Origin of the sequence: Pseudanabaena sp. UWO310 (genome assembly GCF_006861605.1) — a bacterium.
Lineage (GTDB): Bacteria > Cyanobacteriota > Cyanobacteriia > Pseudanabaenales > Pseudanabaenaceae > Pseudanabaena.
The window spans coordinates 1-19,966 of sequence record NZ_SELU01000051.1 but is presented as its reverse complement, the minus strand read 5'-3'; the positions used below and the strand labels follow the sequence as shown (position 1 = coordinate 19,966).

14 protein-coding genes are annotated in these 19,966 nt (G+C 42.4%); 8 read left to right on the top strand and 6 right to left on the bottom strand.

Translation table 11 applies throughout. The features are described from left to right. The first annotated feature begins 189 nt into the window (after window positions 1–189). Both PseudUWO310_RS16180 and PseudUWO310_RS16175 read left to right on the top strand, forming a co-directional pair. Window positions 190–1,503 (top strand): adenylosuccinate synthase, encoded by a 1,314-nt coding sequence (locus PseudUWO310_RS16180; protein ID WP_142603080.1) that lies wholly within the window; start codon window positions 190–192, stop codon window positions 1,501–1,503. A gap of 133 nt (window positions 1,504–1,636) precedes the next feature. Beyond that, window positions 1,637–2,188, top strand: coding sequence for a 50S ribosomal protein L25/general stress protein Ctc (locus tag PseudUWO310_RS16175; protein ID WP_009629218.1), 552 nt, complete (start codon window positions 1,637–1,639; stop codon window positions 2,186–2,188). Between the two features lie 223 nt (window positions 2,189–2,411). On the opposite strand, the gene PseudUWO310_RS16170 is transcribed toward PseudUWO310_RS16175, so the two are convergent. The 3 genes from PseudUWO310_RS16170 to PseudUWO310_RS16160 all read right to left on the bottom strand — a co-directional run bounded on the left by PseudUWO310_RS16170 (window position 2,412) and on the right by PseudUWO310_RS16160 (window position 4,862). Then, window positions 2,412–3,041, bottom strand: a complete 630-nt coding sequence (locus PseudUWO310_RS16170) for a Crp/Fnr family transcriptional regulator (RefSeq protein WP_009629817.1) — start codon at window positions 3,039–3,041, stop codon at window positions 2,412–2,414. 411 nt (window positions 3,042–3,452) lie between these two features. Further along, window positions 3,453–4,205 (bottom strand): phycobilisome rod-core linker polypeptide, encoded by a 753-nt coding sequence (locus PseudUWO310_RS16165; RefSeq protein WP_142603078.1) that lies wholly within the window; start codon window positions 4,203–4,205, stop codon window positions 3,453–3,455. Window positions 4,206–4,400: 195 nt separating this feature from the next. Beyond that, the gene (locus PseudUWO310_RS16160) at window positions 4,401–4,862 is read right to left on the bottom strand and encodes a phycocyanin (RefSeq protein ID WP_223805703.1); all 462 of its coding nucleotides are present in this window, start codon (window positions 4,860–4,862) and stop codon (window positions 4,401–4,403) included. A 775-nt stretch (window positions 4,863–5,637) separates the two neighbouring features. Between PseudUWO310_RS16160 and PseudUWO310_RS16155 the strand changes: the two genes are divergently transcribed. The 6 genes from PseudUWO310_RS16155 to PseudUWO310_RS16130 all read left to right on the top strand — a co-directional run bounded on the left by PseudUWO310_RS16155 (window position 5,638) and on the right by PseudUWO310_RS16130 (window position 13,817). Next, window positions 5,638–6,636, top strand: a complete 999-nt coding sequence (locus PseudUWO310_RS16155) for an ATP-binding cassette domain-containing protein (RefSeq protein WP_142603073.1) — start codon at window positions 5,638–5,640, stop codon at window positions 6,634–6,636. A 235-nt stretch (window positions 6,637–6,871) separates the two neighbouring features. Continuing rightward, a complete protein-coding gene (locus PseudUWO310_RS16150) occupies window positions 6,872–7,900 on the top strand; it encodes a hypothetical protein (RefSeq protein WP_190316055.1) in 1,029 nt (342 codons plus the stop codon). Between the two features lie 270 nt (window positions 7,901–8,170). Further along, on the top strand, window positions 8,171–9,535 hold the full coding sequence (locus PseudUWO310_RS16145) for a M16 family metallopeptidase (protein WP_223805702.1): 1,365 nt from the start codon (window positions 8,171–8,173) through the stop codon (window positions 9,533–9,535). Between the two features lie 127 nt (window positions 9,536–9,662). Continuing rightward, window positions 9,663–11,075 (top strand): AAA family ATPase, encoded by a 1,413-nt coding sequence (locus PseudUWO310_RS16140; protein ID WP_142603069.1) that lies wholly within the window; start codon window positions 9,663–9,665, stop codon window positions 11,073–11,075. Beyond that, on the top strand, window positions 11,072–11,692 hold the full coding sequence (locus PseudUWO310_RS16135; RefSeq protein WP_223805701.1) for an RloB family protein: 621 nt from the start codon (window positions 11,072–11,074) through the stop codon (window positions 11,690–11,692). The genes PseudUWO310_RS16140 and PseudUWO310_RS16135 overlap by 4 nt, the downstream gene beginning before the upstream one ends. A 106-nt stretch (window positions 11,693–11,798) precedes the next feature. Further along, window positions 11,799–13,817, top strand: coding sequence for an FAD-dependent monooxygenase (locus PseudUWO310_RS16130; protein WP_142603067.1), 2,019 nt, complete (start codon window positions 11,799–11,801; stop codon window positions 13,815–13,817). Between the two features lie 306 nt (window positions 13,818–14,123). Here the strand turns inward: PseudUWO310_RS16130 and PseudUWO310_RS16125 are convergent, their stop codons facing one another. The 3 genes from PseudUWO310_RS16125 to PseudUWO310_RS16115 all read right to left on the bottom strand — a co-directional run bounded on the left by PseudUWO310_RS16125 (window position 14,124) and on the right by PseudUWO310_RS16115 (window position 19,576). Continuing rightward, complete coding sequence (locus PseudUWO310_RS16125) at window positions 14,124–14,975, bottom strand: response regulator (protein ID WP_055076982.1); 852 nt, start codon at window positions 14,973–14,975, stop codon at window positions 14,124–14,126. 110 nt (window positions 14,976–15,085) lie between these two features. Beyond that, a complete protein-coding gene (locus PseudUWO310_RS16120; RefSeq protein ID WP_142603065.1) occupies window positions 15,086–17,557 on the bottom strand; it encodes an MASE1 domain-containing protein in 2,472 nt (823 codons plus the stop codon). Between the two features lie 48 nt (window positions 17,558–17,605). Next, window positions 17,606–19,576, bottom strand: a complete 1,971-nt coding sequence (locus tag PseudUWO310_RS16115; protein ID WP_142603063.1) for an ABC-F family ATP-binding cassette domain-containing protein — start codon at window positions 19,574–19,576, stop codon at window positions 17,606–17,608. Between the last annotated feature and the right edge of the window lie 390 nt (window positions 19,577–19,966).

Genomic DNA, 19,966 nt, shown 5'->3' with positions numbered 1-19,966 from the left:
TCAATCTAGATAGATAATCCCTTCCCATTGAAGGATTAGAGATTGCGGCACTTCGCGCCGCAATCTCTAATCCTTCAATGAAAAAACTAGGTATTGCTAAGGCTAAAAAAGCTCGTTCAAGACATTGACAAACAATGCAATCTTTTGCAATAATAAACGATTGTGAGATTTTATTGAGCAGCAAGACTCTTGGCTAATGTAATTGTTATTGGGGCACAGTGGGGTGATGAAGGTAAAGGCAAAATCACCGATTTGCTGAGCCGCTCCGCAGATGTCGTTGTTCGCTACCAAGGCGGTAATAATGCAGGACATACGGTCGTCGTCAACGATCGCACCTTTAAGCTACACCTGATTCCTTCGGGAATCCTGTATCCCAAAACGGAATGCATCATTGCCAGTGGCACAGTGATCGATCCGAAGGTGCTTCTAGAAGAAGTGGATCGACTCAAAGATTTGGGTATATCAACGGATAACCTCTTTATTGCGGAAACCGCCCATGTGACCATGCCTTATCACCGTGTTCTAGATCGCGCCTCCGAGGATCAGCGAGCCGAACACAAGATTGGTACTACGGGACGAGGAATTGGTCCAACCTACGCTGACAAATCTGAGCGGGTTGGCATTCGGATCATTGACTTAATGGACGAGAAACGCATAGCGAAAAAGCTGCGTTGGGCGATCGAGCAAAAAAACATTGTTTTACAAAAGCTCTATAATTTAGAACCGCTCGATGCTGAAGCAATTATTGCCGAATATCGTGGCTATGCGGATCGCCTCCGTCCTCATGTAGTTGATGCATCCCTCAAAATTGATGCAGCAATCCGTGAGAGACGCAATATTTTGTTTGAAGGCGCACAGGGCACATTGCTGGATCTCGATCATGGCACCTATCCCTACGTCACTTCATCCAATCCCGTTGCAGGCGGAGCCTGTATTGGTGCAGGAGTGGGACCAACTTCCATCGATCGCGTCATCGGCGTTGCCAAAGCATATACAACTCGCGTTGGCGAAGGTCCCTTCCCCACCGAGCTCCATGATGAGATTGGCAACCAGATCGGTGAGCGTGGAGCCGAATTTGGCACAACCACGGGACGCAAGCGCCGTTGTGGTTGGTTTGATGGCGTAATCGGTCGCTATGCGGTTCGCATTAATGGACTTGATTGTCTCGCTGTTACCAAACTTGACGTACTCGATGATCTCGAAGAAATCAAGGTCTGTATTGCCTATGAACTAGATGGTCAAGTCGTGCGCGATTTCCCCAGTGATGCACGCGCCTTTGCTAGGGCGATCCCCATCTACGAGACTTTGCCAGGATGGCGGCGATCGACTAGTGAATGTAAAACCGTCGAGGAGTTACCCTCAGAGGCAAAGGACTATCTTAAGTTCCTTGCCGATTTGACAGGAACTCCGATCGCAATTATCTCCCTAGGCGCAAGCCGAGGGCAAACGATCATCGTGGAAGACCCAATCCATGGACCAAAACGTGGTTTGTTGAAAGCTTAGATTTAACTTTTAGCTTTTAGCTTTTAGCTTTTAGCTTCTGGGTTAAATCTAGGTAATGACCACTACAAATTAAAAGCCAATAGCTCATCACTAGCGGCTAAAAGCCATTAAGCAATCATAAAGTTACAAAAAAATGCAATTACAAATCAACGCTACCACCCGTCCACCCGCAAACAATCGCGCACTTCGTCGTGATGGTCAAATCCCTGCCACTGTATATGGACATAAAGGGGCTGAGTCGATTTCGATCGCTTTAGATGCTAAAGAAGCAACTACTTTGTTACGGGAAGCGACGATTAATAACACATTAATCGAAGTAAATGTAACTGACGGTGACTTCAAAGGCAAAACATTATTGCGTGAAGTGCAAAATCATCCCTACAAGAATTCGATTTATCACCTCAGCTTTTTTGCGATCGAGTCCCAGTCAAAAATTGAAGTAGACATTCCTCTCCACTTCGTTGGCGTACCTGTCGGTGTAAAAGTTGGCGGTGGCTCTGTAGATACAATCAAGAACTACGTTCGTGTAGCTTGCGCCCCTACTAATGTCCCTGAGAGCTTTGAAATCGATATCACTGGGCTCGATATTGGTAAAGGCGTTCACGTCAGTGAAATTGCCTATCCAGAAGGTGTCAAGCCCGTAACCGATGGTACTGCTCTTGTCGTTACTATTCTCAAGAAGTAGTAAATAATACCTCTAGAAATAATAAAGCCTTGCTGAGCAAGGCTTTATTATTTCTAGAGTGAGTACTAGCCGCTACACGGCTGGTACTACCTTTGGTTTTAGGTTTATATGCCAATTCACGAAAGTGTGACAATACTTCAGTGAATTAAAAAACAGACCCAGTAAGATTTTGAGATTCCCAAAATGGCGTTGCCATTTTGGGAATCGGTATTAGACTAAGTTTCTAAACTAAAATGATATGCCGATCGCGATCAACTTTGAGCCAGCCTTCGTCCTGTAACAATTTCATTGCTCTAGTTACCGTGACACGGGTACTGCTAATCGCACTGGCAAGATGCTGATGGGTAAGACGCACAGTTAACCGAGTTCCCTCATCAACCGTTACTCCTACTTCTTGTTTAAGCAAAAGTAAAATTTGGCGGAGACGTTCTTCAACTCGCTTATTACTTACGAGAGCCAATAAAGCCTCAGTTTGCTGAAGTCGGCGATTGAGATGCTGCAAAATCCCCTGATAAAGTTGCGGAGACTGCTCGAGTTCGATCAGCGTAAACCGCATCAAGTCAACATCTGATAGAGCGATCGCTTGGTAGGGTTCTAAGTTCGTCAGGGGCAAGCCGAAGGGCATTGCTTGTACTGCAAATCCGACTAGAACTTCATCGCCAGAGGGATGCAAAGTATTTAATTGGACAACTCCGCGACAAACTACCCACACTTCATGGGGATACATGGGGATAATTTGACCACTTTTGTAAGTGTGCATGGTGCGACCGCGATAAATTTCTTCGAGCGATCGCCGCCAGTCAGTTACAGAGTTTGTGGAGTTAAGATCGAAGCTTGAGAACGTATATGTCATATCAGCGTGAGGTACACATTTGCTATCCTATGTGTTTCTCGACACAATCAGGTTAAGCGAAGTTTATTAAATCGATAAATTCTTCTTAAACTTTTATTTTCCTAGACCTTACAAACTCAGCTAAGTAGCTAAAACCAGAGAGAGTAACGCTCTCTACGCGGGCGTTACTCTCTCTGGTTTTAGTTTTTAATTATACTAATTCACGAAAGTGTGGCAACAATTTTGTGAATTAAACACCAAACCCAGTAATATCAATTTCCAAAAGTGTGGCTACACTTTTGGAAATTGCAAACCAAACCCAGTAAGGGTTTTAAAATCACAAAATGGCGTAGCCATTTTGTGATTTTGTATAAGGTTTTGAGATTCCCAAAATGGCAACGCCATTTTGGGAATTGGTATTACTTAGCTAAATTACTTAGCTAAATTACGAAGTAGCTCCCGTTGATTCTCGTTCATATTCTGTAAGACCTGTCTAGCGTCACTATGTTGAAGCATCTGTAAAAGCTCTTCAATCTCCTCAGTTAACTCCTGAGAAACGGCGGCTTTTCCCTTAGATTCTCTAACAGATTGAGGCATCTGATGTTCCTCAATTTTTGCATCTGGCATCACACAAGTCCCCGTTTCGCAGTCCATTTTTAGTTCTTGCCAGTAAATCGTAGGAATTACTTTTCCTCTTTGACCAAAATGTTCATGCTGCAAGAGATTTGTTTGCAGGTAGTTGCGAGGTGACTCGTAGAAATTGATCTCCCGCGCATGGGGAATCGTGAACCCTCCAAAGGCCTTGCGATATTCTTCAGAGCCAAGAATTTCGTTAAAAAAAGCAGCTACACCTTCCATCATCAACAAATTGATATACTTGGCGATCTCTTCATGTCCTTTGATCGCTCTACCAAGGAGATGCTTAAAACTAAATTCTACAAATTTAAGATTCGAGCAGCCCACATAAAAATTGTTGAGATAGACCGATGACATGATGAATTCGCCAATGAAATGTCGAACGCCTAGTTTTCCTTTAAGGAATTCTTTCTCAATCTTGGCAATTGCTCTACGCTCGTACTCATAGGGCTGACGTTCTAGCACTTGGGTATAGATTTGATGTAGCGCCGCCTGACGCTCTATTTCTGTAGATTTGCGATCGATGGTGGTGGGGGCATGGGTATCCATAGCATCTTCTCCAAAAAACTAAAACTTGTGAGAATACTGCAACATAAAAATTATGAGGGCGTTCTCTTGAAACGCCGATCTGATAGTAATTTCCAAAATGGCGTTGCCATTTTGGAAATCTCAAAACCTCACTGGGTTTGTTTTTTAATTTCCTGAAGTGTTGGCTCACTTCAGGAAATTGCTATCACTTAAGCATTAGGCATTGAGCAATGAGGAGACAGCCATATCGGAATAGGGCTTTACCAAGGCTGCACATTCTGCGGGTAGTCTCTCATCAATAACGGTTTGCAACAGACGATAAGCCGTAGAACATTCCTTCGCAATTTGATAGGAATTAATAATATTTGCCAACCAATCCATCAAAGCTTCACGGAAAAATAGTTCGTCATCACGCAAAACAGCTAGTGATGCATAGCGAATCATATTTGACATGTCATATTTGCAGCGTTGCAATTGTTTTTGAACCAATTCAGGATACTGCTGAGCCAAGAGTTGCAGTGCGCGAATTGTGATTTCATCAGCGCGATCGCGGAGCAGATTGTAAGTCTTGACTCGTAGGGAAAAACCACTAGCAAAACGCTCTAAGTTGTAAATATCGCTATCGTTCAGATAAACGCGATCAATAACGGCAATTTTTTCGTCCAAAGTACGATTCATTGTTAGCATAATCTTCTTCTTACCCCTATATTAAACTTAGCAAATACACCTATTGGATTGACTTAAACTGGTAGCTCAAACTGGTAAATTTAATTCGCTCGAAATCCCCGTTAATAAAATAATAGATTTGTATTCAAAACCATATTCAAGAATGAAATCAAAGTTAACTTAAAAATACATTTCGACATAATATATTGCGACGCATATATAGCTGGGGATCGCCAAATCAATTGAAGACTTTGCACTTCAGGATGCATAGCTAGTAAGTTATATAACCTTTCACGAATCATTTAGGGCTGTCATGTAAAATCGCGGCATCATGGGATAAGTTTGATGATTTCAAAAGTATTAAGCGTTCCAGAAAACTTAGAAAACAAGTTTGCTTTTGTCGCGATCCCCAATAAATTATCGGGAGTACGATATTCAAGTAGTTCAAAACAGAAATAATCATACGAAATAATAGGATTTCGCCGAGCTTTTATAAGGCAGTTTTCTTGTTTGTGATATTCTCTGCTCTTGAAACAATAAAAAGGAGCCTCATAAATATTGAAAAACTCTTTTAAGTAGCGATCGCGAAAAAAACTGAAGATTTTATTGCCGTTTTAAGAACGTCACGGTTAAAATGATTAAGTAGCTAAGCATAAGTAAACTTAAAACCTAGACGAGCGTACCGCCCGCGTAGCGGATGGTACGCTCTCTGGTTTCAGCTTTTTTATGCCGAACTACTAATTTAGATAGAATAATTTAGATAGAAATCAATATTTTAGATAAATCCATGCAGGCAGTACGAATTGAAAACCTCAAGAAAGCTTATGGCGAGACTGTTGCCGTAGATGGAATTTCTCTAAATGTTACGCAGGGGCAAATCTATGGTCTGCTGGGCCCTAATGGGGCAGGTAAAACGACAACGATGCGTTGCCTTTGTACTCTGACTGCACCAGATTCAGGCTTGATCGAAGTTGCTGGGGTAAGGGAAGTAAGAGCAATTCGCAACCAATTGGGCTACGTGGCGCAGGAGGTAGCTCTCGATAAAGTTTTGACAGGAAGAGAACTATTGGCGTTTCAGGCGGCTTTATATCACATCCCTCCCAGACAAATTCGCGATCGCATTGACAGCGTATTGGATTTATTACAGTTAGAACCCTACGCAGATAAACTATCGGGAACCTATTCAGGCGGACTGAAAAAGCGTCTAGATCTTGCCGCAGGTTTATTACATCAACCCTCAGTATTAGTCCTTGACGAGCCAACCGTGGGGCTAGATATCCAAAGTCGGATCGCAATTTGGGAGTTCTTGCGAAAATTACGCGCATCGGGGGTAACGGTACTGATCAGCAGCCACTATCTCGAAGAAATTGATGCGCTTGCGGATCGCGTTGCCATTATCGATAGGGGCAAAATTATTGCCGAAGGTACGACTAACGAATTAAAAGCTAAGGTAGGTGGCGATCGCATCACCATCAGGATTCGCGAGTTTGCGGAGCGTCATGAGGCTGAACATGCCCAGAAGATTTTGCAACAGCTCCCCATCGTCCAGAGCATTACAATTAATTCAGCGCAGGGGAATGCCGTTAACTTATTCGTCACCCCCGAGGCCAATGCCATTAGCGAAATTCAAAATATGTTGGCAGCGGTTGATATTAGCGTCTTCAGCCTGTCTCAATCGCGTCCTAGTTTGGATGATGTATTTCTCGCGGCCACTGGGCAAACCATACTAGATGCGGAAATTGCCCAGTCTGAAACGATCACGGCAAAGGGGAAAAAGAAACGCTAAACCCTCTCTTCTTAGGGAATAGATATAAAGCCCTAGAGGCTGTAGCACACGCGCAGCGTGCGCTACAGCCTCTGGGGCTTTATATCTAATTGCGCCTAGCTACTTATAGATAATTATGGCTTTGGATAAATTGTCAGAAAAAGTCATAGAAAGTTGTAGAAAGTCAGAAAAATTCTAGAAAAAACTGCTTTTTAGTCGCTACAATGTGTGCACCTTTTGGTGAGGATGTAGGGATATGTATAGAAAGCGTCAGAAAATGTCAATTGCTAATATTGGCGCAACAATTCTCGCTGCCTTTGTGGGGGCGATCGTCGTGCCGATGCCAACTCAAGCTCAGCAAGCAACAGTCAACCCAGAAAATCGATCTGTCAGAGATGAAGCCGATCGCTTGCTCGATCGCGGTTACGACGAACTGAAGAATGGAAAACCCCGCGAGGCGATTAAAACTTGGCTTTATGCGATCGGTTATTACCGTCAAGTCAACGACCAAGCCGCAATTTCCTATACCTTGGCGAGAGTAAGCGATGCCTATGAAATGATCGGAGCCAATAAAGCGGCTCAAGATACACTCATCAAAAGAATTGGCTATGGCAATACCTTGCAGGACAAGGAAGCGATTATTGAATCCGCGAATAATTTGACAAGTTTGACCATCAATCAAAGCGATGTAGAGCCCGTTGCCAAGCTCAATAAAACTACTCTCGCCCTGTCCGAGCAAAACGATCAGGGACTAAATACGGCGATCGCTCTAAATAACAAGGGATTAATTGCAGGGCGTTACGGCGATCATCTAGCGGCAATCAAGCTTTACTACGCCTCCATCAAGCAATATCCAATTCGCGAGCCCATTGGCGAAGGCTATGTCTACATTCACAGTGGCGATAGTCGGATGGCTTTAGATGATTACAAGTCGGCGATCGCAGATTACGGCAATGCCCTCACCCTCGCTCGCCAACATCGTAACTACCCATTGATGTCCGTCGCCAGCGATCGCCTTATTGCAGCCTATCTCGAAGTACCAAACTTCTATCGTATTGAAGAACTATTGCAAAATCGTTCCAGCTTAGCTTTAGTGATGGGCGATCAAGAAACAGCGGCTATCATCCAAAGATATCTGGGGGATCTATACCTATCTTTTGGTAATCTGCCAAAAGCACGACTTGCTTACCAAGAATCCTATGATTTTGCTGCTATGCTAGAAAATACATCAAGCTTGCCTCTGCGCGAAGCCTATTACAAGTTACAAGCCCTAGAGAAAATGTAGCTATTAATTAATTTTTAATTAGTTTTTTAAATTAAAATTATTGAGATATATTTTCAAATAGGTATTTCCCTCAGCTCGAACGGGTTTGTAAAATTTTAATATGGGTTTTAACTTCGCTTAAAACCTCCTTAGTTTGTCATCTTTTCATAACATTTGAGATGGGCGGTACAATGTACCGCCCATCTCAATCCTAAAATTTATACATACAAAAACCTTAATTTCCTGCCATCCTGCTTTTTAGTCAAAAATTTAGTAAAAAACAAATTTGCCATGACAGCGATCGTCGTTCCGCGTCGGTTAGATGTAGCTGCTCCAGATCGTGCTCTCAACGATCTAGCTACCCAAGTAGTTTCTCAGGAACCAACTCAATATATTCTGCCCAACGGGATCAGAGTTATTGCCGAGCAAGTTCCCATTGATGCAGTCAATCTTAGTATTTGGGTTGATGTTGGTTCGGCTGTTGAGAGCGATAACATTAACGGAATGGCCCATTTTTTAGAGCATATGGTGTTCAAAGGCAGCGAGCGCCTTGGGCTTGGTGAATTTGAGCGAGAGATCGAATCCCACGGGGGCAATACCAATGCTGCTACCAGTCAAGATTACACGCATTTTTATATCAATGTAGCTCCCCATGATTTTGCCAAGCTTGCACCATTGCAGCTAGATATTGTCCTCAAGGCAAGTATTCCCGATGATGAATTTCAGCGCGAAAGGCATGTGGTACTAGAGGAAATTCGGCGCAGTGAGGACAATCCCGATCGCCGAATCTATCGCCATATTTCCGAATTAGCCTACGAAAGTTTACCCTACCGTCGAGCGGTACTTGGGCCTGTTGATGTAATTGAAAAAGTCACTTCCGAGCAAATGCGATCGTTTCATCGGCAATGGTACGTGCCCCAAAATATGACGATCGCTGTTGTTGGTAATTTACCAGTTAGTGAGGCGATCGGCGTAATTGCCAATTACTTTGAGCAACAAAACGAAGAGAAGACCATCGCTGATAGCTCCAAGGCTAAAGCCAAGCCCCAGACAAAACTCAAGCCGAAAACAACTTTTACGCCAGAAAAGCCATTTACAGAAATCGTGCGGCGTGAAGTAACAGACACAAGCCTCAAACAAGCTAGATTGAGCATGACATGGCGGGTTGCTGGTTTGAAGGAAATATCAGAAACCTATCCTCTGAGCATTCTTGCCAATATTCTGGGGAGCGGACGCACATCGCGCATGGTACAAGACTTACGCGAAAATCGGCGGATCGTTGATCGCATCTCTGTCAGTAATTCGGCAATGCGTTGGCAAGGTACTTTTCAAGTGTTTGCTAAGTTAAATATCGAAGATGTAGCGATCGTCGAGCAAGCAATTCGCGAGCATATTCGCCAACTCCACGAAGTTCCTGTCACCGATGAGGAACTAGCCAAGATCCGTACTCAAGTTACCAATCGCTTTATCTTTGGCAATGAGTCCCCCAAAGAACGTGCGGGCATCTATGGCTATTACGATCGCATTGTCGGTTCACTAGATTCGGCTTTAAACTATCCCGATTTAATTAAATCCATCACCAAAGAGGACATCCAAGCCGCCGCTCGCAAATACCTCAATCCCGATGCCTACGGTATTTTAATTGTCAAACCCTAAGTGGTAGTAACTTCATAAGAAATACCCCTCCAAATGACAATTTAGGAGATTTTTTCTCCTAAATTGTCATTTGGAGGAACCATATAAACTATAATCAAGCAAAATTCTAAATATGCTTGATTAAAAAATGCTAATTCAATTCACCATAGAAAACTTTTTGTCCTTCAGAGATGAAGTGACTTTTAGTATGGTGGCAGTTAATAGTGATAATCAGCATAGTGATCATCTTGCTCAAAATGAAGCAGGAGAAGGTCGTTCTGTATTGCCAATTGCGGCTATTTATGGAGCTAATGCTGCAGGCAAATCAAATCTTATTAAAGCTATGAGTTTTGTAAAAAGCCTAGTTGTTAAAGGTACTCGAAGCAATCAATCTATTTCTGTAACTACATTTAAGCTGGGTGATTATGATAAAGAAGCTAGTAAGTTCGAGTTTATTTTTACTCATCTAGGTTCTCAATATTCTTACGGATTTATATTAAACAAAGAACAAATTATTGAAGAATGGCTTCATGGCATTCCTAAAGGCAAAAAAAAAGAGGTAATGTATTTTGAACGATTTACTTCTACTTCTTCAAAGAAAGAGACAAGCGTTGAGTTCGGCATAATACTTAAGGGAAGAAGTGCGACTAAAGGTAAAGATTCCAACCGACATCTTAATTTAAAATTTATTGCTACAGGGACAAGACCAAACCAACTTTTTTTAACAGAAGCAATTGATCGCAGGATTGAGATTTTGATGCCAGTTTTTAACTGGTTTAAAAATGTACTCATGATTGTACCTGCTGAATCAAATTTCAAAAATTTAGAGGTTGGGGTGGCTGTAGATGATTCCTTTACAGATTTTCTGAGCAAATTCCTTGTTTTTGCTGGAACAGGTATTGAAGCAATATCAACTGATATGGTTGAACTAGATTTCGACAATCATTTTCCCACTATGTCCAAAGGCTTTAGGGATAGTATTCTTGAGGAACTAGAAGAAAATTCAGTCACAACAGTTGAGAACTCTCAAGGTGGACGTTTTCTGTTATTTAAAGACAAAAATGGTCTGGTTAATTTAACTCAACTAAAAACTAGTCATCGTCACGAGAATGGAGATTTGATTGATTTTTCTATGGATGAAGAATCAGAAGGGACACAGCGCCTAATTAATTTGATTCCCTCTCTGTATATTTTAGGAAAAGATGTAGAAAAAGTTGTATTTATTGATGAGTTAGATAGACGATTACATCCACTTTTGTCTAGACGTTTTGTAGAGTCTGCAATAAATTATAGATCTACGGGGAATCAACTTATTTTTACAACTCATGATACTAATTTATTAGATTTAGACCTATTGAGACGTGATGAGATATGGTTTGTTGAAAAAAATAAAAATGGAATATCAGATTGCTATTCTTTGGCAGAATTCAAAGTTAGACCCGATCTTAAGGTTGAAAAAGGTTATTTGAATGGTCGTTTTGGTTCTATTCCCTTTTTTGGTGATCCCAAAAAATTGGGATGGTTTGAATATGAAGAGGCTTCATCTAGTGCGGTAAGTTGATCGAAGCTATGAGGAAGATAAACCGTACAAAACTTTTAGACCGTAAACACGATCGCCGAAGTGCAAAATTATTTGTCATAGCAACTGAAGGTAAAGATACTGAAAAACAATATTTTGAAATGTTCGGTAGCCGTAAAGTCAAAGTAGAAATATTAGCTACTGGAGATGATAACAAGTCTGCACCTGAATATGTGCTGGAGCGTCTGGATAAATTCAAGGATTTATATGACTTTGATGAGGAAGATGAATTTTGGCTAGTACTTGACGTAGATCGCTGGGTCAAAAAGGATCAATTAATCGCTGTTTGTCCTCAAGCTAGGCAAAAAGGATATCAATTAGCTATTAGTAATCCATGCTTTGAAATTTGGCTATGCTTACATTTTGGAGATTTACTCCCCGAAGATAGGACTTGCAAAGATTTTGAAATAAGACTTAGAAATATTTTAGGAAGCTACAATAAGAGTAATTTGGATGTCTTGGCTTACAAACCTAATGTCAAAAGCGCAATTGAGCGATCGCGAAGTCTTGATTTAAACCTAAATGGATACTGGACTTCACAATTAGGTACTCGTGTTTACAAATTGGTTGAGAGTATTTTGCAAAGCCTCAATGATTAGTTTAAGGGATTAGTTTCAGAATGCTTAGAGCCTTTACAATGTAGCTGACGCTTATTTAGTATCGCCTATATGCCAAAATGAGAACACTGAAGATAATGATTTAGCCATGCAGCAGTTACTTTACATCGAGATCCCGACACCTCAAGTTGCAGCCGTGAAAACATGGCTCCAGACTGAGTACCAACCCCCCTTTGGGAAAAAATCCGTTGCTAAGCATGGCTTTATCCTCGATTGCCAAAATCGTTCAGGAGCGATCGCGCAATTATCAGTATTTATCTGGACATTGCAGCGCACGACTTATCTAAAAATATTTCGCTGGTCGGATGAGGTGATGGATGGCGAAAAGGATTTTCTCGATCATTTAACGAAAGCAGCGCGACTTGCCTTTCCCTATGAGTTTAAACAGCCTCCTGCGATCGCACCTGATCAATCAATTTTTGAAGCCCTTGCTGAGGAATATCCGCTTACGGTTAAATTCTTTCAACGGATTCCCAATGGCGAATATGATCTCAATCGCGTCTACTGGTGGGAAAAGCGTTGGCGGGAAAGTGTGAAGAATCCTGAAACTCCCAAACAGGTAATTTTTGAGGATTCACAAGCTAATTCTGTAAAGCCAGATGTCAACCCAGATTTAATCTATGACATCGTTTATCTGGGCGGAGCATTGGGCGCAATCCATGCGGCGATGATGGCAAAGTTAGGCTATCGCGTTTGCTTAGTGGAACGCATTCCCTTTGGGCGAATGAATCGGGAATGGAATATTTCTCGCGCCGAATTTCAGAATCTCATCAACTTTGGACTCTTCACTAAAGAAGAATTTGAAGCGATGATCACAGCGGAATATGTCGATGGCTTTAATAAGTTTTTTGATAGCAATAATCCAGCGCACCTAAAAGCTAAAGTGCTGCATACGCCTACGGTTTTAAATATTGCGATCGATACTAATCGTTTGTTAGAAATTTGTAGCAAAAAATTACATCAGTATGGCGCAGTAATTTGCGATCGCACTGAATTCCAGAAAGTCGTAATTAACGATCATGGTGCGACTATTTTCGCAAAGAATCTGGAAACCGATGCCGAGGTAATTCTCAATTCGCGCTTAGTAATTGATGCGATGGGATCGGCTTCAGCGATCGCCCAGCAACTCAATGCAGGTCAAGCCTTTGATAGCGTCTGTCCGACTGTGGGCGCAGTTCTCGAAGGTTTTGATAAACATGTATGGGATTCAAAGTATGGCGATGTTCTGTTTAGTCATGGCGATATTTCGCGCGGCAGACAATTGATTTGGGAATTATTCCCAGCCGAGAAAGATGAACTGACGATTTATCTATTCCATTATCACCAAGTCCATCCTGATAATCCGGGATCATTACTGGAAATGTATGAGGACTTCTTCACGATTTTGCCTGAATATCGTCGTTGTGATCTGGAGAAACTAACTTGGAAGAAGGCGACCTTTGGCTATATTACGGGACATTACAGCCTCAATGAAAATTCTAAGAAATGTGCCTTTGATCGAATTCTAGCGATCGGTGATGCCGCTTCCTTACAATCACCCCTAGTCTTTACAGGCTTTGGTTCCCTCGTGCGCAATTTGCCCCGTCTTGCGACTTTACTGGATACGGCTCTCAAGCATGATTTATTAAAAGCCGATGATCTGAGCCAAATTAATGCCTATCAAAGCAATATTGCGGTCACATGGCTATTCTCAAAAGGAATGATGGTTCCGACGGGAATGCATTTGCCCCCTGAGCGAGTGAACTCGATGCTAAATACTTTCTTTGGATTGCTTGCCGATGAGCCACAACCTGTTAGCGATCGCTTTATCAAAGATCGTCTGGGATGGCTCATGTTTAATCGTCTTGCTCTCATTGCCGCTTTTAAAAATCCTCAGTTAATTCTCTGGATTTTGGAAATGGCTGGGATACAAGACTTGCTGAAATGGTTATCTAGTTATGGTGCATTTACCCGCAGTTCGTTAACTAATGCGCTTTTGGGTAGATGGTTGCCGCAGATTTTGCGTAGTTCTCAAACTTGGCTCGAACCGACTAATCCTCGCCTATGGTTGCGCTTGTTAAGTTGGAGCTATGCCATTAATTATTCCGTTGGCAAGCAAGATTCTTAAAAAGGAAAAGATGAGTGGTGACGCTTCGCGTCACCACTCATCTTTTCCTTTCTTTTGGTTTTTCACGAAAGTGTGACAATAGCATGAGTTCGGGATAAATTGAAACGGGCTTTGAGAAAGGGTTTGCGATGCAAACCCTTTCTCAAAGCCCAAAAGTAAAAGCCTTGCGTAGCAAGGCTTTTACTTTTGGGCTTTTAAAATTTGCCAGCTTAACCCAAACTGACGTTGACAATACTTTTGTGGATTAAAAACCAAACCTAGTAAGGGTTTGAAAAACTAAAAATGGCGTAGCCATTTTTTTTGGTATTAGTTATGCGATTGCGTATCGATATCTGATTTCTTTCTCAATGTAATATCTCTGATCGTGACCGTAAAACCATCTCCTAATTTGACCGCTATGATCTGATACCACCCTGGAGGATGGAGGGGATAGTAGATCTCCTCATCCATCGAAGCGCCAGTCTCCACCACGTTCACAAGTTTTTCAAATAGTTTGCGATTAAATTTTTCTAAAAATCTTCTAACAACAAGTTTACCGATCAAGTCTTCGCGGCTGCGATCGAAAAATCGGGCAATCATCGGATTTAAAACGAGACAGCGAAAGTCCATAATGTCACCCGTCGTCGGATCGCGCACCGCCTGTAATGCCGCGATGCCATCGGACACGCTATTTAAAACGCTAGTAACTAAAGCTCTAGACTGATATAACATCTCCTCAGTCTCTTTATGTCTGGCAATTTCATCTTGTAAAAAACGCTTCTGACGTTGAATCGTGAGTTGATTTTCTAGCCTCACTACAACCTCCTCTCTCTGAAACGGTTTGCTAATGTAATCAACGCCACCAGACCAAAAAGCCTTTACCTTATCAAAAACATCATCTAACGCACTAATAAAAATCACAGGAATATCCCGTAAATCTTCGTCTTCCTTCAAGGCTTGACAAACCTGATAGCCATCCATCTCTGGCATTTTGATATCCAATAGGATCAGATCGGGACGTTTTACCTTCGCTGTTTTCAGAGCCATCCGCCCACTAGTAACACTACGAACGTTATAGCCAAGCGTAAGCAATAGGTCGCTCAGTAGTTGTAAATTTTCAGGGAGATCATCTACTAGGAGGATATTGCCTGTTAGTTCAAGAGAAGGATTGTAGATCATGAATTAATATTGCGACTTAAACCTGAATCTAATCTATATAATTCATAGAAATATTGAGATTAAATGATTCTATAAACTATTTTTATTTATTTTAATTAGAACACAAAGAACTATTGTTTGTATGTAAATATGACAGGCTCGGTGAGGTCGATTAATTTCTCAAACTGGAAATTACGGGCTAGTTTAGTTAGCGATCGCGCTAGGGAAATTTCTTCTTCGGGAATTTGATCGATTAAGCCAATCACAATATTTTTGTCCGCTTCCATCGCTGCTTTGTATAACTGCATAACCCAGCTTTCGGACATGATTTTTAAATTTTCAGAATTTAAGTTTATCTCTAGGGAAGAAGATTCTAGCTCTTGGGCATGGGTGGGAACCTGTTCGTATAAATAGCGTACGCCAAGATGTTTCGCAAGGGTATCAAAAATCATCTGTTCGCTAAAGGGCTTGCGAATGAAGTCATCACACCCAGCCGAAAGCAGGATAGCCTTTTCTTCTTCTAAAACACTAGCAGTGAGGGCAATTACAGCCGTGGCATTCCCTTTAAGGGTGGACTTAATATGTTTTGTGGCTTCATATCCATCCATGATCGGCATTCGCATATCCATCCAGATCAGATGCGGTTCCCAGCGATCCCAAATAGCGATCGCTTCTTGTCCGTTACTCGCCTCTTGCACCTCAAAGCCCATCGGTTGCAATAGCTTAATCAATAGTTGGCAATTAATGGGTTTATCATCGACAACTAAAATTTTGTAGGTGGGTTGATCGGGGGCAAGGGCTAAAGTCCGCATTTTGGGATTAGCATCGGCGAGCGATTCTCTACCCAACTGTATGGGAATTTGGAATTGAAAGGTCGTACCTTGACCAAGTTCGCTAGCCACGGTAATCTCTCCGCCCATTAATTGGACAAACCTTTGACTAATGGATAAGCCTAGTCCTGTCCCTTCTTGTTTTTCCTTTCCCGCTTGAGCTTGAGAAAACGAAACAAATAAATCTGACAACTCTTCAGGGGCAATCCCCACCCCTGTATCCCGAACGCTAAAATTTAAAGTACATTCTTGTTCGGCAACATCGACAGTTGTAACGAGCAGCTTGACATTCCCCATTTTCGTAAATTTGATGGCATTGCCAAGTAAATTAATTAAAATTTGGCGGAGCTTAACTTCATCAATACGGATAAAACGCGGCACCCGATCATCTTTCACAAAAATCAACTCTATTCCCGCATTGGTCGCCCTTAGTTGGAGCATATCCTCCAAATCTTCAAGGAGATAGTACAAATCGCAATTTTGCGTATTGAGCGTTGTCTTACCCGCTTCAATTTTCGATAGATCAAGAATATTATTGATTAATGTCAATAAATAATCACCACTGCGATTGATAATACTGACATTTTCATAATGTTCCCTTGGTAGGTCGTTCGTCCGCATCATGAGCTGCGAAAAGCCGATCACTGCATTTAATGGCGATCGCAGTTCGTGGCTCATATTGGCAATAAAAGTACTTTTAGCCTGATTGGCAGCTTCAGCCTTGGCAGCTAGTTCTAAGGCCTTGGTTTCGCTCTGGCGCAGCTCTCTGGTGCGATCTAAGACCCTCTGCTCTAAGTCGGCATTAGCCATTTGCAAACGGAGATTGGCTTTACGGTTTTCAGCGACGATCGCGAGAACTGCCATGGTTGCGACGGCAATTACGCCCATGAAAATTTGTAAAAGTAGCAGGGAATCTCCCTGTTCCATGGCCTTGTAAAAAATCCCATACTTATAGGCTGTGGCGACTGAGGCGGTCATCCCCACAAGCATCACCAGTAAAGTTGTTAACTTTGCCCCAAACCGAAAAGCCGACCATAGTAATGGGGGTAATAATAGGTATTCGATCGGTTGACTGTCATAAAAGGAAAAATAAGCAACGCCAATCAGACTCGTTATAGCTGTTAAGACTTCCCAACTTCGCCAAGATGGGATGGCACTATCCTGAAGCGATCGCAACCATGCCAATACTAAGGGCGCAAAGAGGAGAACCCCCACCGAATCCCCAATCCACCAAGGCCAGAAAAAGCTCCAAAATCCGCCCTTGATATACATCCCCAGCAACATATAGCTAGTGACTCCTGTGATCGTCTGAAGCACTGTCCCACTAAATAACGAGCATAGGGAGAAGATAACTACATGGCGAACCTGCTTGAAGGGATAATTTGTACCCGTGAGGTGCAAAATCAAAGAGACTGTGATTAAGGAGCCAATGGTCGAACCTGAAGCGGTGAACATTGCTTGAATTGAAAGCCCACTACGGTGGGAATTGAGATACAACGCCCCTAAGAAAACACCCAACCAGCGCGATCGCCCCCAAACTAAAAGCAATCCCACAATTACCCCCGCTCCAGGCCAAACGGGAGATGGTCCAATACTTTTAGCAATAATTGTATTAGCCGTGATCCTAGACACCACAAAATAGGCGATCGCGATGCAGAGCATCTCCATCCACCAGCGATAATTTTTAAAATCCAAACCAAATCGAGATAGATTCCAATTTGAACGACTAGTTGAATCACTAGATATCGTCTGGTCAGATTGAGCGGGTTTCATCACTACAATGTTATGGGCGAAGCTACTAAACTAATAAGAATATAGCAGCTAAATTCGTTCGGCGAGTTCGAGCCATCGCTCGGTTGATCGATCAATTTCTTGGGTTAACTCAGCTAAACGGTCGGACAGCTTTTGTAGTTCTTGATGTCCGCTGGGAGGATTATGATAAAGTTTTTTCTCCACTTGGCTTTTTTCTTCTTCCAGTTTGGGGATCTTTGCTTCTAGCGATTCGTACTCACGTTTTTCTTTATAGGAAAGTTGTGATGCTTTTTTGATCTCGGGTTTGGGCTTAACGACTTCCGTCGTTGAAGGAGTTAATGGTTTGGATGGAACTGAATTATTCGTTTTTTGCTCTTTGGCAGCTTTATGCGATAGTTCTTTGGTGACATTAGCATCCTTCTCGGCCTCCACTTCATCTTTTTTATATTCCAAGTAAACCGAATAATTGCCAGGATATAGACGGACTTCTCCAGCCTTCTCAAAGGAAAACACCATATCCACAGTACGGTCGAGAAAATAGCGATCGTGGGAAACCACAATCACACAGCCGTTAAAATCTTCAAGATATTCTTCTAAAACTGCGAGGGTCTGAACATCGAGATCATTGGTCGGTTCGTCAAGAATTAAGACATTCGGAGCTGCCATCAATACTTTTAATAGAAATAAACGTCGCTTTTCCCCTCCAGAGAGTTTATTAATTGGTGCATACTGCTGATTGGGAGGAAACAGAAAGCGCTCTAACATTTGCGAAGCTGTAATCACGCTACCATCGGCAGTTTTGACTAATTCCGAAACATCCTTCAGATAGTCAATTACTCGCTGATTGCCATGTTCGGCGAGATCATCCGAATGCTGATCGAAGTAGCCGAAATGGATGGTTGTACCAATTTCGACAGTTCCTTCGTCGGGCTGCAAACGTCCCGTGACAATATTCATCAAGGTGGACTTGCCAGCGCCATTGCTACCAATAATGCCGATGCGGTCTTCGGGAGTAAAGTTATAGGAAAAGCCCTTAATTAAAGTGCGATCGCCGTAGGATTTACCAATGCGATCTAGTTCGACTACTTTTTTGCCGATGCGCCGCCCTGCGGTAGTGATATCAACTTTCGCGTTAGCCTGTTTGAATTCAGTTGCTTGCAGGGCATGGGCGCGATCGATGCGAGCTTTTTGTTTAGTGCTTCTCGCCTTAGGCCCTTTTTTGAGCCATTCCAATTCTCGTCGCAATAGTCCAGCATGTTTGCGTTGTGTACTCAATGCGGACTCTTCAGCTTCGGCTTTTTTTTCTAAATAATAGGAATAGTTACCTGCATAGGAATACAAATCGCCGCGATCAATTTCAATAATCCGATTGGTAACTTTATCCAGAAAATAGCGATCGTGGGTAATCAGTAATAATGCACCACGATAGCGATTAAGGTAGCTTTGCAACCATTCCACAGAGAGCGCATCAAGGTGGTTAGTTGGCTCGTCCATTAATAAAACATCGGGAGCAGAGAGTAAGGCGGAGGCGATCGCAATCCGTTTGCGATATCCCCCAGAAAGGCTACCGATTTTCGCTTCAAGATCGTCAATTCCTAATTTGGTTAAGACGATTTTGGCATTGGTTTCCAAATCCCATGCGCCCGTTAGATCCATCCGTTCGGAAACCCGCGATAGCTGCTCCAGTAAGCGATCCTGATCTCCATGTCCGTGGGTCAATTTATCAGAGATCTCCTCATATTCTTTAACTAATGCCATCTGTTCGCCACTATCGGCAAACACTTGTTCCAATACGGTATTTTCTTCATTTAAGTCTGGTTGCTGTGGCAAATAAATGATTTTGGCACTGGAATTGACCCATAGTTCGCCCCCATCGCTATGCTCAAGCCCCGCAATCATTTTGAGTAATGTAGACTTTCCCGATCCATTGGTGCCGATCAACCCAACTTTGTCGCCTTCATCGAGGCTAAAACTAGCATCCTTGAGGATTTCTTTGATGCCAAAGTCTTTTCTGAGCGATCGCAGTGTAAAAAGTGCCATGCCTTGTAATTTATGATCTAAATCTATGATCTTTATGTCTTAGTTTAACTGCACTGCGTCTAAGTACCTCAGCATAATTAAAATCCAGATCTAAAACCTGCGGCGCACTCGCAGCGTGCGCCGCAGGTTTTAGCGTTTTATATTTAATTCAGCCCACTTACTTTAGAAACCATTTAAGAATTACTTTCTGCGGTCAAAAACTCTAAGAGATCCCCCTCAATCCCCCTTAAAAAGGGGGAAGAATTTAATTCTCCCCCCTTTTTAAGGCAGGGCTGTTTCAAGAATGGGTAATAGAGAGATTAAACGAGTAAAGATGACATGGCAGGTATATTGTGAGATATTTGGTCGATAGCAGACTTTATCGACTCAAACCCATGCATTCTAAATATA

Bases quoted from the DNA above. Each gene is read 5' to 3' on its own strand.
- PseudUWO310_RS16175 (WP_009629218.1), top strand. From the start codon at position 1,637: ATGCAATTACAAATCAACGCTACCACCCGTCCACCCGCAAACAATCGC.
- PseudUWO310_RS16170 (WP_009629817.1), bottom strand. From the start codon at position 3,041: ATGACATATACGTTCTCAAGCTTCGATCTTAACTCCACAAACTCTGTA.
- PseudUWO310_RS16165 (WP_142603078.1), bottom strand. From the start codon at position 4,205: ATGGATACCCATGCCCCCACCACCATCGATCGCAAATCTACAGAAATA.
- PseudUWO310_RS16160 (WP_223805703.1), bottom strand. From the start codon at position 4,862: ATGAATCGTACTTTGGACGAAAAAATTGCCGTTATTGATCGCGTTTAT.
- PseudUWO310_RS16155 (WP_142603073.1), top strand. From the start codon at position 5,638: ATGCAGGCAGTACGAATTGAAAACCTCAAGAAAGCTTATGGCGAGACT.
- PseudUWO310_RS16150 (WP_190316055.1), top strand. From the start codon at position 6,872: ATGTATAGAAAGCGTCAGAAAATGTCAATTGCTAATATTGGCGCAACA.
- PseudUWO310_RS16145 (WP_223805702.1), top strand. From the start codon at position 8,171: ATGACAGCGATCGTCGTTCCGCGTCGGTTAGATGTAGCTGCTCCAGAT.
- PseudUWO310_RS16140 (WP_142603069.1), top strand. From the start codon at position 9,663: ATGCTAATTCAATTCACCATAGAAAACTTTTTGTCCTTCAGAGATGAA.
- PseudUWO310_RS16130 (WP_142603067.1), top strand. From the start codon at position 11,799: ATGCAGCAGTTACTTTACATCGAGATCCCGACACCTCAAGTTGCAGCC.
- PseudUWO310_RS16125 (WP_055076982.1), bottom strand. From the start codon at position 14,975: ATGATCTACAATCCTTCTCTTGAACTAACAGGCAATATCCTCCTAGTA.
- PseudUWO310_RS16120 (WP_142603065.1), bottom strand. From the start codon at position 17,557: ATGAAACCCGCTCAATCTGACCAGACGATATCTAGTGATTCAACTAGT.
- PseudUWO310_RS16115 (WP_142603063.1), bottom strand. From the start codon at position 19,576: ATGGCACTTTTTACACTGCGATCGCTCAGAAAAGACTTTGGCATCAAA.